Genomic DNA, 13,041 nt, shown 5'->3' with positions numbered 1-13,041 from the left:
CATCGCCGCCCTTATCCTTGCCATCCAGCTTCTGGCTTGTAAAGCAGGCGAGGGCGGACTACGGCCGGCAACTCGCCTGAACGGCGAGCTTATAAAATCTGTTTCGACGCCTATGACGGTAGCCAAGACTGGACCGTGAACACTTGCACCGCTGGAAGTGCGAAGGCGTGGTGCGTTGAGCCTTCCGCCTGTTGAATTAGCCCGCCCCAAATTTCGCTGGCGGGCGGGTTATCTCATTTAGGCGGTATCCCGCGGCGGCAACGTCGGCTTTATCCGCGTCAGTCCCGCGTTATCCCACTACCTGCTGCGCATAGGCAAACAGCGACTTGAGCAGCTGTGACTTTTTCTCATCATCCTGATGCAGCTGATACAGCTCTTGCAGATTATTCAGATAGGTCTCCAGACGTTCCGGGGTAAAGACCTCTTTGCGGTGCTGCAGCCAGCGCTGCTGCTCGCGGTCATCCAGCGTGGCGGGGTAATTGCGGGCGCGATAGCGGAAAAGCAGTTCTGCAATGCGGCCGTCGGCGAATTTCAGGTCGAGCGCGGGCAGGTTTTGCGGCGACGTTTCCTGAATAATGGTCATGGCCGCCCGGTCAGCGTCACTGAAAAAGCCGTCGTACAGCTGAAGATCCACATCATCGGCGACGGCGAAGGCGGGCGCCTCGGCATACAGTGCCACCGCTTTTTCCCGCACCAGCGGGTGTTGACGCAGACGTTGCAGGTTACCGAGACAGTGCTGTCGGTCAATCCCCAGCCGCGCCGCATCTTCCGGTCGCAGCGTGCTGGCGGGCGCGAGCACGGGACACTTGTTAATCTGCACCAGTTTAAGCGGGACGGGAGACTGACCTGCTTCCAGCTGGTCGCGCTTGGTGTATAGCCGCGTGCGCAGTTCATCCGGCTCCAGCTCCAGCAGCGGCGAGATATCGCCCGCCAAGTCGCACATGATCACCGCATTACGATTTTCCGGGTGCCAGGCAAGCGGAACAATCCAGCTGGTATTGCCACGCGCCGCGCCGAACATGCCTGAAACGTGCATCAGCGGTTTCATATTCGGGATATCAATTAGCGCGTTAACCTTATTCTTGTTACGCAGCTGGAACAGATAGTCGAAGAGTTTGGGCTGCGCGGTTTTCAGCCGTTTGGCCATGGCGATCGTAGCAAAAACGTCGGACATCGCGTCATGGGCGTGCGTGTGTTCGACGCCGTTCGCCTGGGTCAGGTGTTCAAGTCGGAAACTGGGCAGGCCGTCGTCATTTTCCGGCCAGACGATCCCTTCCGGCCGCAGCGCGTAACAGGCGCGCAGCGCATCAAGCAGATCCCAGCGTGAGTTGCCGTTTTTCCAGCTGTAGGCGTAGGGATCGTAGAAGTTACGGTAGAAAATGTTGCGGCTGACTTCATCATCAAAACGAATGTTGTTGTAGCCCAGAATACAGGTGCCGGGCACGCTGAAAGCATCGTGGATCTGACGCGCGAATTCCGCCTCGCATACGCCTTTGCTCTTGGCAACCTGTGGCGTGATGCCGGTGATGAGCACCGCTTCCGGTTCCGGCAGATAGTCGTCCGTCGGCTGACAGTAAATAACCAGCGGTTCACCGATGATATTGAAGTCCATATCGGTGCGTACGCCAGCAAACTGCGCGGGTCTATCCCGGGCCGGATGCTTGCCGAAGGTCTCATAGTCGTGGATGAAAAAGGTCGGAGTGCTGGATTTGTTAGACACGCGGTTTCTCTGTCGATGGCAAGGACTCGCCGGATACGCATGCATCGGGCGCGTCGGGTGCGGATGAGGAGGTTTCGCTTGCGACGCCGGTAAGCGAAACGTGACATGGCGGCAATGGTAAACCATATCGTCGTCCGGCAGAAGCCGGCGGGGGGTAATCGGTGTCGTCAGGGGGGAAATGTCCCGGTCTGACCGCCGGGACGCACGGCGTCAGAGGTTAGTCATCCTCAATGATGAGATAAGCGGCGTTGACCGGGCCGTGTACCCCGATCACTTTGCTTAGCTCGATGTCGGCCGTAGAGCTGGGACCGCCGATCAGATTGATGCAGGACGGCATGCGTTCTCCGGACTGCGCCTTCTGATGCAGACGCTCCGCCAACTGAGCGACGCGGGGCAGGAGCGTACTTTTGCGCACCACGAAAATCGAGGAAGTGGGCAGCAGGCTCAGTGAACGGGGGCGTTCGGGGGCGGAAAACAGAACGACGCCGCCGGACTCTGTCAGCCCGTATTCGGCGAACACGACGCCGACGTCGGCCTGCTCAGCGGCGTGAATATTCACCTCGCCCTGTGACGCATCCCNCACCTGCGCCGAAAAAGCCTCCTGCAACGCGGAGGTGATCCCCAACGTCTGTAAGCGAGCATCTCCGCTCACCATCACGGCGGTCCGGTTTCCATGCCGATCGTCGTTGTTTTCATGATCCTGAAGAGAGTGCTGGCAGAGTTCGCGCACGGCTGCCGGGGCGTCTTGCTCGCGGGTCAGTCGGCAGGTGACCTTGAGGGTCTCTTGCGCCAGTTTGACGAAGGCGTCGCAGCGCTGCTGAAGAGTGAGATCCGCCAGCCGCGTCTTCTCATAGCGGCAAACCGGGGGCGGTACGGCGGCGGGCTGATGGCGCACCGGACGCCCCAACTGTTGGGCTATCTGGGCCAGGAACGTGTCGCGATTGGCATTTCCCATCACTGCTTCTCCTCTTTATTCGCCTGATGTTGCTTGAACCAGCTGCGAAAGCTCTCGCCGTCGCCCTGCGGCAGATCGCGTGCTTCCGTCCACTTGCCGATGGCGCCGATATTTAAGGGCGCTTTGCCGTTTTTGATAAACCAGTTGACGGCGTGAGCGCCGCTCACCATCCCGACTTTCCACAGTGTTGGGTGACTGTTGGCATAGGTAAACATGCGCGTCGCCACCTGTTCGGCTTTGGGAGGAAGGCCCGCCTCGACCATCTTGCGGCGATGCTTAAGGATCAGCTGCGCCAGTGGGATTTTGACCGGGCACACGCTGTTACAGGCGTAACACAGCGAGCAGGCGTAAGGCAGATCTTTAAAGTCGGCGTAGCCGCCCAGCAGCGGAGACAGTACGGCGCCGACCGGGCCGGGATAGATGGAACCATAGCCGTGACCGCCGATATGACGATAAGCAGGACAGGTATTCATACAGGCGCCGCAGCGGATGCAGTGCAAGATGTCGCGGAATTCCGAACCGAGCACGGCCGACCGTCCATTATCGACGATCACCAGATGAAAATCCTCTGGGCCATCGACGTTGCCGGTTTCCCTTGGCCCCGTCAGCCAGGTGTTGTAGCCGGTTAGCTGAGCGCCGACCGCGCTGCGAGCCAGTAGCGTAATCAGGACGTCCACTTCCTCGAACGTCGGCGCGAGACGCTCCATGCCCATGACGGCGATGTGCGTTTTCGGCAGGGTGGTGCACAGCCGCGCGTTGCCCTCGTTACTGACCAGACATACCGACCCGGTTTCGGCGACGGCAAAATTACATCCGGTGATGCCGATATCCGCGCTAAAAAACTGCGGACGCATCTGTTCGCGAATAAACAGCGTCATCGCCTCCGGGGTTTCCGACCCGGTGTAGCCGAGCGTGTCATGCAGAATTTTGCGGATTTGATGACGATCACGATGAATAGCGGGAACCACCACATGGGACGGGGCATCGTGGGCGAGCTGCAAAATGTATTCGCCCAGATCGGTTTCGATGACGCTCAATCCGGCGCTCTGAAGCGCGGCATTGAGGCCGATCTCCTCGGTGACCATCGACTTGGATTTGACGATCTTTTTTGCCCGCTTCTGTTTCGCGACGGTCAGGATATAGTCCGTCGCTTGCGCTTTGGTGGAGGCAAAATAGACGTGTCCGCCGTTTTTCGTCACATTCTCGGAGAGCTGATACAGGTAGGCGTCCAGGTTTTCGAGCACGTGCCGCCGAATCTGTTCGCCACGGCTGCGCCACGCTTCCCAGTGTCCGAGGTCGTCGACCATGATTTGTCGGTTGGCGCCGATGCGCTCTTGAGCCATCGCCACCGCTTTGCGCATGACGGCATCGTCAATCTGTTCGCGGATCCGTTCATGAAACGGGACGTCGCTGGTTTTGAGATACATGTGGGCTCCTTAGTGGCTCATCAGCACGTCGGCGATGTGCATGACTTTCACGGATTTGCCTTCGCGATGGAGGCGACCGCCAATGTTGATCAGGCAACTGACGTCGGCGCCGATAAGGTAATCGGGGTTAGCTTCCATCATGTGACTGACCTTTTCTTTCACCATTTCACCGGATATTTCCGCCATTTTGACGGAGAACGTGCCGCCAAAACCGCAGCAGGTTTCGGATAAAGGAAACGGGACGATGTCCAACCCATTGACGTGCTCTAGTAACGTCATCGGCTCGCGCTGAACGCCCAGTTTGCGAAACAAACTGCAGGAGGGATGATAAACCGCCTTGCCGGGCAAGGTTGCGCCCACATCCACGACGTTGAGGGTATTGACGATGAAAGAGGTCAGATCATAGATTCTGTCGGCGACGTGAGCCGCGCGTTTGGCCCACTCAGGTTCATCCTTCAAATAATCGGGATAGCTTTTGATGGCGTAGGTACAGGAGCCAGCCGGGGAAATAATCGGGTCGTCATTGTCTTCCAGCGCGGCGATCAGGTTTTTCATCCCCGGAATGGCATCGGCGGTATATCCGGCGTTTAACGCCGGTTGGCCGCAGCAGCCCTGTTTTTGAGGAAAGTGGACGGTACATCCCAGTTTTTCGAGCAGTAATACCGAGTTTTGCGCCATTTTTGCTTTCAGCGCGTCACCAATACAGGTGACGAAAAAGTTCACATTCACTTGCTTGCCTCTCTGTGATTCCTTTGCATGAAAAAATCATGCGCCCGTGAGCGGGAAAATAGTGTGATAGGCGTTGTTATTTATTTCCGGATAACGGCACTGAACATGTCGAATTAATCCATTTTCGATGATTTATAGCGCCTGATAATATTTCTCGAGATAAATTATTGATTGCCGGAAAGATAGAGAAAGGATTGCGGCGTGGACCCTAAATAATGTTTAGAAGACGCGGAAGTATAATGACACCTCATTTTTTGTTTCGGTTTGTTACCGCCTTTCCGTGCGGGCGTAATAATGAATTGCGATGGACCACGCCTCTTTTTAAAATAATCGTTCACCGAACAATTTGACGCCGACGGCCCATGACGGCGTTGTGATGAGCGCGGGAATGGCATGAAAGCGCGAAGTCGGTAAAGGCTATGCGAGGCGAGGAGAAGCGCAGGGAGGCATGCCGCCGCAGGCGCGCTAAGACGCCGTGAGCCACCTTGTCAAAATTGTATGAAGAGTGGGCGGTCAGGCGCTATGCCACGCCGTCATGCGGCAAGCGGAGGGGAAAGCGGATGAAAGAAAGTGAAAACAATGATAAAACAAGCTCATCTGTAATCGCCGTTGGCATCCGGCAGGGACTGCACTCCGTCCATACCGACTTGTCGATGAGAACTGCTAACCTGTATGTTTAGCACGGGCGGTTTCCGCATCTTGAATCTTAATATGAGTTAAGTAAGGGTAGAAAATGGATAAGGGTAACAACAAACCGTGTTTCCAGGACGTATTGGCGTTTGTGCGTACATTCCGTCGTAAAAACAAGCTGCAGCGTGAAATCGCCGATAACGAAAAGAAAATTCGTGATAACCAGAAACGTGTGCTGCTGCTGGACAACCTGAGCGAATACATCAAGCCGGGTATGTCGATTGATGATATTCAGAACATCATCGCTAACATGCGCAGCGACTATGAAGACCGTGTTGATGAGTACATCATCAAAAACGCGGATCTGTCGAAAGAACGCCGTGAACTGTCACGCAAAATTAAAGAAATGGGCGAAATTAAATCGGCCGCTGAGACCAAATAACCCGTTTCATCACGTATCCAAGGGATCGCTTCGGCGATCCTTTTTTTTGTCTGCTCGCGATACACCCCTAAGGCGCGCACTTCGGCTTGCTCGCTCCGCGTAAGAGATAGTGGCTAGCGGCACAGAGGTTGCGTCATCATAGTCCGTCGCCACTGCAGGCGATGAGACAAACACGATCAAAGCGTCTCTGTCGGCTTCTCATACGGAAAAACACACCCACGCTAACTCCGATGGAGGGAAGGGGGCGCGAAGCGACCTTAGCGTGGTGATAGGCGCTTGACCCTTTGGCTTGAGCGGTTGTGAGAGGCTGATCGCGATGAAATAGGCGCTTGCCTCCTGTTTCTCCACGCATTCCCCTGACTGCCTGACTGCCTGACTGCCTGACTGCCTGACTGCCTGACTGCCTGACTGCCTGACTGCCTGACTGCCTGACTGCCTGACTGCCTGACTGCCTGACTACGTTTCTCACTCAACCGCCGTTGCATGAAATGACATTTATCTTTGCGCGACGCCCCGCGCTTCAATCACCGGCCGCTGTGCTTCCAGCACAATGAAAAATAGACTGGATGGAGGGATGAAAACGCCGTCCGACCGGCGGCGAAACGGTCAGGGAGTGCCGCTTTACTATGTCGCTGAATGTCATGGCGCTTGCGCTGGTAAGCGGAATTTTACCGCTGTTGTGGTTGCCGCAAATCCCGCCCCCCGCCGTCTTGTTAGGAGGGCTGACGGCGCTGATCCCGGCCTACCGTTACCTTCCCAAGCGTTTGCGGGCCTTGGGCTTAGCGGTATTCGCGCTGGTCTGGGGATGCTACAACGCTGGGCAGGCCGTCGACCAGACGGCGGACCTGACCTCGCGGCAGGTAACGGCTGAGGTGGACATCACCAGCGTGCGCCTTAGTGCGTTGCCGGAAGCCGCCCCGGTGGTGCGTCTGATTCGGGTCAATGAACGCTGGCTGTTTCCTCCGGTCTCGGTCCGGTTGAACCCGGCAACGGCGATGAACACGTGGTGCGGCGGGCAACGCTGGCAACTGAGGCTACAACTGCGACCCGTGCACAGTCGGCTGAACGAAGGCGGATTCGACAGCCAGCGTTGGTCGTTGGCCCGCCGACAAACGCTGACGGGAAGCGTACAAAGCGCGGCGGTGCTGGATGCGCGCTGCGGGGTTCGGCAGGGCATCGTGACGGCGGTGGAGCGTCAGACTGAACACCTGCCGTGGCGCTCCATCCTGTTAGCGTTGACGCTGGGGGAAATGGCCACCGTGGATGACGATACCCAGGCCCTTCTGCGCCAGACGGGCACGATGCATCTGATGGCGATCTCCGGATTGCATATCTCGCTGGCGGCGCTGTTCGGCTGGGGGATCGCGCGGGGCGCCCAATGCTTGTTTCCGGTACATCGTATCGGCTATCGCTTTCCGTTGATCGTCGGACTATTTGCCGCCCTGAGCTATGTCTGGTTGGCGGGGGGGAATCCGCCGGCGGTCAGGGCCGGTCTGGCGTTATGCGTGTGGACGCTGTTGCGGTTGACGGGTGTAAGCTGTACGCCGTGGCAGGTGTGGCTTGGGTGCGGGGCCCTGATTCTAACCGCCGATCCGCTAAGCGTGTTATCGGACAGCTTTTGGTTATCGAGTCTCGCGGTGGCGGCGCTGATTTTTTGGTATCAGTGGGCGCCGCTGCCTCGTGTTTTCCTGCGGCCTAAACGCTGGGTTTGGCTCCGTTGGCTGCATTTACAGGCGGGCATGACGTTATTACTCCTGCCGTTACAGGTCGCGTTGTTTCACGGCGTCAGCCTGACGTCTCTGCCAGCAAATTTATGGGCCGTGCCGCTGGTGTCCTTTGTGACTACGCCGCTGGTTTTGATTGCGCTGTTGCTGTCTTTCAGCCCGACATCAAGCGCGGTGTTTTGGTGGTTGGCCGACCGCTCGCTGACGGGCGTGTTCGCGCCGCTGGCGGCGCTGCCTTCCGGATGGTGGTCATTAGGGGAGCAGGCGTTGCCGTGGAGTCTCTCGGGATGGCTGGCGGTGGCGATCTGGCGTTTTGCCTGGTGGCGCTATGCGCCGCTTAGCGTGATCAGCCTGTTGCTGATCCTGCTCCTCCGACCGAAAGCGCCAGCGCCGTTGTGGCGAGTGGATATGCTGGATGTCGGTCACGGGCTTGCCGTCGTGATTGAACGAAACGGCAAAGCCGTGTTGTACGATACGGGCGCGAGCTGGGCGGGCGGAAATATGGCGAGCCGAGAAATCGTGCCTTATCTCAGGTGGCGGGGGGTGGCACTGGAGCGGATTATCGTGAGCCACGCTCATCAGGACCACCGCGGCGGACTGGTGGAACTGGAGCGACAGTTTCCCGCCGTTCAGGTGTTTAGCCCGATGGCGAGATCAGGACACCAGCCGTGCCTGCAAGGACAGCGATGGCAGTGGCAGGGATTGCGTTTCAGCGTGCTATGGCCGCCGCGGATGACGCTTAATGCGGGAAACAATGACTCCTGCGTCGTCGCGGTCGACGACGGTCGGTTTCGGGTTCTGCTCACCGGCGATGTGGAGGCGAAAACGGAGGCGATACTACTGCGCACCCAGCGGCTGGCGCTGGCGGCTGATATTTTTCAGGTGCCGCATCACGGCAGCGCGACGTCCTCGTCTGCGCCCTTCATTCGTGCGGTGGGGGCGCAATGGTCGGCGTCATCCAACTCCCGCTATAACCCGTGGCGACTGCCGTCGGTCAAAGTTCGGCGGCGCTATCGCCAGATGGCGCACCCTTGGCACGACACGGCGACGTCGGGTCAATTCAGCGTCCGCTTTTACGCCCAGCACTGGCAGGTTTTGGGCTTCCGGGAAGCGATATCCCCACGTTGGTATCACCAGCGTTTTGGCGTTAATCCTGAAGCGTCATGACGGCGTCCGGCTATCGACGACGCATTCGCATTGTCGGGGGGCTAATCGAACCGGGAAAATGCACTGCGGTTGATAGCGGTGGATTACGCTGGGCTGCGGCAATGTTATTGACTGGGCGCTGGGTGGTCTGACTGAGCGAGCGGCAAAGGGATTAACCGACCTGATGTGCGATCGTTTCATCATAATTCTTCTCGACCACCAAGACGGTGCGACATCAGCAATGCGCGAGGCGCTGAGGTATCTGGCAGCCTCACCTATAAACTCGCCTACGTGGGGAGTGTGGCGGTATTGATGACCGTCTCTTCGCTCATCATATAGGTTAGGACGGAATGATCGTGGTTGATTTCAATCACTCGGTAGCCCAGATAATTTTTCCCCCAGTTTCCGCCCACATGCCCGTCAAAAATATAGGGAATGTGATGGCGGGTCAGCACTTCATCACGGTTGTGGTCATGCCCGTTGAATACCGCTTTGACATTGGGATATGCCGATAAAATCGAGGCGATTGTCTCGCACTGAACCGAGGATTTTGCCGCGCCGACCGGGTTGATGTGCATGAAAAGATAGATGCCGTCTCGATCTTTCTGCTGATCTAATTTCTCATTAAGCCACGACAGATCGGGGCAACGGTAGGTTCCTGTCAGATCTGAAGTATCCATGAACAGGAAAGCGTCGTTTCGCCACACCCGACTATGGTTGAACGGCTGATGAAATTGCGCCACCCAGGCTTCTTCGGTCACGCGATCGTGGTTCCCGCGCGTCACGAAGTACGGCATGTCCAAGCGGTCGAGATGCGCTCTGGCCGGACCAAGAAAACGCGGTTCGTTGTGAATTAAGTCTCCATTGAACACCAGAAAGTCGACCGGGTTTTCGGCATTGAACACATTCACTTCTTTCACCAGATGAGTGAAGTTGTGATCGTACGCGGTATTTTCCTGTCCGTAATGCCCGTCCGATGCGACCACAATGCGTGTCTTTATTTTTGCCGAACGCAGGACTTGTTCAGAATGACATCCGCTTAACATCACTCCGGCGGAAAGAAATAAAAAACGCCGTCTGGTTAACATATTTTCTCCCAAATATTATTAGCGTAAAAATAAAGTCGGCATTACGCGTACTCCTGGGGCGTCATATATTTATGGCGCGCGGTGCCGTCATTAAAAGCACCTTACAAATCTTATATTTCTGCCATATTGCAACGTGTTGTCGTTTGGGAGGGAAATAACACGGGCGGTTTCTCGGGGCCGCGCGAAAGGGCCTCACGGCGTGCGTCTATAAGGCGCGAAAGCCCTCAGGCCTCGAGGGGAATTTGTCGAAGCAGGATAAAGACTCGCCGCATCACAGTGCGAGTGCATTCTCGGTTTCATTTCCGCATATCGCTATGATTCCCCTTTAGTCTTTCTCACGGGGCCATGAATGGGTAATATAGGCGGCTATTTCTATAGGCTCAGGTTTATTGCATGATTAATGATCAAGATCTTTCCACGTGGCAGACATTCCGTCGCCTATGGCCGATGATCACGCCGTTCAAGACGGGGTTGTTTGTCGCAGGCGTCGCGCTGGTGATGAATGCCGCCAGCGATACGTTGATGTTGTCGCTGCTCAAGCCTTTGTTGGATGACGGGTTCGGCAAGGCTGACCGCAACGTGCTGGTGTGGATGCCGTTGGCCATTATCGGGCTGATGGTGATGCGTGGGATCTCCAGCTACATCTCCAGCTATTGCGTGGCATGGGTCTCCGGCAAGGTCGTGATGAACATGCGTCGCCGGTTATTTAGCCACATCATGGGCATGCCGGTTTCGTTCTTCGACCAGCAGTCCACAGGGACGTTGCTGTCGCGAATCACCTACGACACCGAACAGGTCGCGGCGTCCTCATCGGACGCGCTGGTGACCGTCATTCGTGAGGGCGCCTCCATCATCGGTCTGTTCATACTGATGTTTTGGTACAGCTGGCAGCTCTCGCTGATCTTGATTGTGATCGCGCCCATCGTCTCCTACAGCATTCGTCTGGTGTCCAAACGCTTCCGTAACATCAGTAAAAACATGCAAAACACGATGGGGCAGGTGACGACCAGCGCGGAGCAGATGCTCAAAGGGCATAAGGAAGTCCTGATTTTCGGCGGACAGAAAGTGGAAGCGGAGCGCTTTGATTCGGTGAGCAACCGCATGCGCCAGCAGAACATGAAGATGGTCTCTGCCTCCTCCATTTCCGATCCGGTCGTACAGTTTATTGCCTCGCTGGCGCTGGCCTTTGTGCTGTATGCCGCCAGCTTCCCCTCCGTGATGGAAACGCTGACCGCCGGGACCATCACGGTCGTCTTCTCCGCGATGTTCACCCTGATGCGTCCGCTGAAGTCGCTGACTAACGTGAATGCGCAGTTCCAGCGCGGTATGGCCGCCTGCCAGACCTTGTTCACTATTCTGGATATGGAACAGGAAACGGACAAAGGCAAACGGGTGATTGAGCGCGCTAAAGGCGACCTGGAATTCCGCCATGTCGATTTCGCCTATCCGGGCAAAGAGACGCTGGCGTTGAACGATATCAGCCTGCATGTGCCGCCGGGTAAAACCGTCGCGCTGGTAGGCCGTTCCGGCTCCGGTAAGTCCACTATCGCCAATCTCATCACGCGTTTTTACGATATCCAGTCGGGCGAAATCATTTTGGACGGTCACGATCTGCGTGACTACACGCTGTCTTCGCTGCGTAATCAGGTCGCGCTGGTGTCCCAGAATGTGCACCTGTTCAACGACACCATCGCGAACAATATCGCGTATGCCTACGACAAGTCGTTTAGCCGCGAAGATATCGAACGCGCGGCGACCATGGCGCATGCGATGGACTTCATCAGTAAGATGGAGAACGGTTTGGATACCGTGATCGGTGAAAACGGCGTGCTGTTGTCCGGCGGACAGCGTCAGCGTATCGCGATAGCGCGTGCGCTGCTGCGCGACTGTCCGATTCTGATTCTGGACGAGGCCACCTCGGCGCTGGATACCGAATCCGAACGTGCCATTCAGTCGGCCCTGGACGAGTTGCAGAAAGATCGTACCGCGCTGGTTATCGCTCNCCGTCTCTCCACAATTGAAAACGCCGACGAGATTCTGGTGGTGGAAGACGGCCGCATCATTGAACGCGGCAATCATCACGATTTGATTGTCCGTGACGGCGCGTATGCACAGTTGCACAAGATGCAGTTTGGCTCATGATTGACCGCATCTGGTCAGGTCGCTCGCCGCTCTACTGGCTGTTGATCCCGCTATCGCTGCTCTATGGCGTAATCAGCGGGTTTATCCGCCTGAGCTATCGCTGGGGGTGGCGTCATGCGTGGCGCGCGCCCTTGCCGGTAGCGGTGGTGGGAAACCTGACGGCGGGAGGCAATGGGAAAACGCCGGTCGTCATCTGGCTGGTCGAACAGTTACAGCGGCGGGGTTACCGGGNGGGTGTGGTATCGCGCGGCTACGGCGGAAAGGCGGATCGCTACCCTCTGGTGATCTCGCCAAGCGTGACCACCACGCAGGCGGGCGATGAGCCCGTCCTGATTTTTCAACGCACCGGCGCGCCCGTTGCCGTTGCACCCAAACGTCGCGAGGCCGTTGAGGCGCTGTTGGCCGCCTCTCCGCTGGATATTGTGATTACCGACGACGGTCTGCAACACTATGCGTTGGCGCGGGACTACGAAGTGGTGGTCATCGATGGCGTTCGCCGTTTCGGCAACGGCTGGTGGCTGCCCGCAGGACCGATGCGCGAGCGGGCGTCCCGGCTGGCATCCGTTGATGCGATTATCGTTAATGGCGGCGATGCTCAGGCCGGCGAGATCGCGATGCAGCTGTCCGCAGACGATGCCGTTAATCTGGCGACTGGCGAACGACGCCCGGTCGCCGAGCTGCCGCCGCTGGTGGCGATGGCAGGGATTGGGCATCCGCCGAGATTCTTTGCCACACTGAGACAGAAGGGCGCGACCGTGCAACATGAAGTCGCTTTCGCAGACCATCAGTCCTATTCGCCTGCCCAGCTCGCATCGCTCCCCGGCGGCGAACACCAACCGCTGATCATGACCGAAAAAGACGCGGTCAAGTGCCGTGCCTTCGCACAGAAAAACTGGTGGTATTTGCCGGTGACCGCCGAGCTAGCCGCCGCGCCCGCCGAAGCCGTATTATCACGGCTCGAACAGCTGATTGCGCAGTATCGACAGGGCAACCCGAACACCCGCTAAGGCGCGTTGCCTCTTATTGACAAAGAGCTTC

The 13,041-nt window shown here is 57.3% G+C and carries 9 protein-coding genes; 4 read left to right on the top strand and 5 right to left on the bottom strand.

Annotated elements, in window-relative coordinates; all coding sequences use genetic code 11:
* Positions 1 to 289: 289 nt before the first annotated feature.
* The 4 genes from sbcB to SB13_RS11065 form a co-directional block, all read right to left on the bottom strand.
* On the bottom strand, positions 290 to 1,765 hold the full coding sequence (gene sbcB / locus SB13_RS11080; protein ID WP_081821856.1) for an exodeoxyribonuclease I: 1,476 nt from the start codon (positions 1,763 to 1,765) through the stop codon (positions 290 to 292).
* 172 nt (positions 1,766 to 1,937) lie between these two features.
* Entirely contained in the window at positions 1,938 to 2,675 is a 738-nt protein-coding gene (locus SB13_RS11075) for a LutC/YkgG family protein (RefSeq protein ID WP_026740417.1), read from the bottom strand.
* Entirely contained in the window at positions 2,675 to 4,102 is a 1,428-nt protein-coding gene (locus SB13_RS11070; RefSeq protein WP_026740416.1) for a LutB/LldF family L-lactate oxidation iron-sulfur protein, read from the bottom strand. Before SB13_RS11070 ends, SB13_RS11075 begins: the two co-directional genes overlap by 1 nt.
* Positions 4,103 to 4,111: 9 nt before the next feature.
* The gene (locus SB13_RS11065) at positions 4,112 to 4,831 is read right to left on the bottom strand and encodes a (Fe-S)-binding protein (RefSeq protein WP_026740415.1); all 720 of its coding nucleotides are present in this window, start codon (positions 4,829 to 4,831) and stop codon (positions 4,112 to 4,114) included.
* A 733-nt stretch (positions 4,832 to 5,564) separates the two neighbouring features.
* On the opposite strand from SB13_RS11065, the gene SB13_RS11060 reads away from it, so the two are divergent.
* Together SB13_RS11060 and SB13_RS11055 are read left to right on the top strand one after the other, a co-directional pair.
* Positions 5,565 to 5,903, top strand: coding sequence for a DUF496 family protein (locus SB13_RS11060; RefSeq protein WP_026740414.1), 339 nt, complete (start codon positions 5,565 to 5,567; stop codon positions 5,901 to 5,903).
* A 626-nt stretch (positions 5,904 to 6,529) separates the two neighbouring features.
* Complete coding sequence (locus SB13_RS11055) at positions 6,530 to 8,794, top strand: ComEC family protein (protein ID WP_036151683.1); 2,265 nt, start codon at positions 6,530 to 6,532, stop codon at positions 8,792 to 8,794.
* Positions 8,795 to 9,060: 266 nt separating this feature from the next.
* On the opposite strand, the gene SB13_RS11050 is transcribed toward SB13_RS11055, so the two are convergent.
* Positions 9,061 to 9,861, bottom strand: coding sequence for a metallophosphoesterase family protein (locus SB13_RS11050; RefSeq protein WP_081821853.1), 801 nt, complete (start codon positions 9,859 to 9,861; stop codon positions 9,061 to 9,063).
* Between the two features lie 393 nt (positions 9,862 to 10,254).
* Here SB13_RS11050 and msbA point away from each other — a divergent pair, with 393 nt between their 5' ends.
* Entirely contained in the window at positions 10,255 to 12,003 is a 1,749-nt protein-coding gene (gene msbA, locus SB13_RS11045; RefSeq protein WP_026740412.1) for a lipid A ABC transporter ATP-binding protein/permease MsbA, read from the top strand.
* Positions 12,000 to 13,010 carry a tetraacyldisaccharide 4'-kinase gene (gene lpxK, locus SB13_RS11040; RefSeq protein WP_026740411.1) on the top strand — a complete coding sequence of 337 codons (1,011 nt, stop codon included), beginning with the start codon at positions 12,000 to 12,002 and terminating at the stop codon, positions 13,008 to 13,010. Before msbA ends, lpxK begins: the two co-directional genes overlap by 4 nt.
* Positions 13,011 to 13,041 lie beyond the last annotated feature (31 nt).

Origin of the sequence: Lonsdalea quercina subsp. quercina, from assembly GCF_000688695.1 — a bacterium.
GTDB lineage: Bacteria > Pseudomonadota > Gammaproteobacteria > Enterobacterales > Enterobacteriaceae > Lonsdalea > Lonsdalea quercina_D.
Note: the sequence above shows the minus strand (reverse complement) of the source record. Positions and strands in the feature narration are given on the sequence as shown.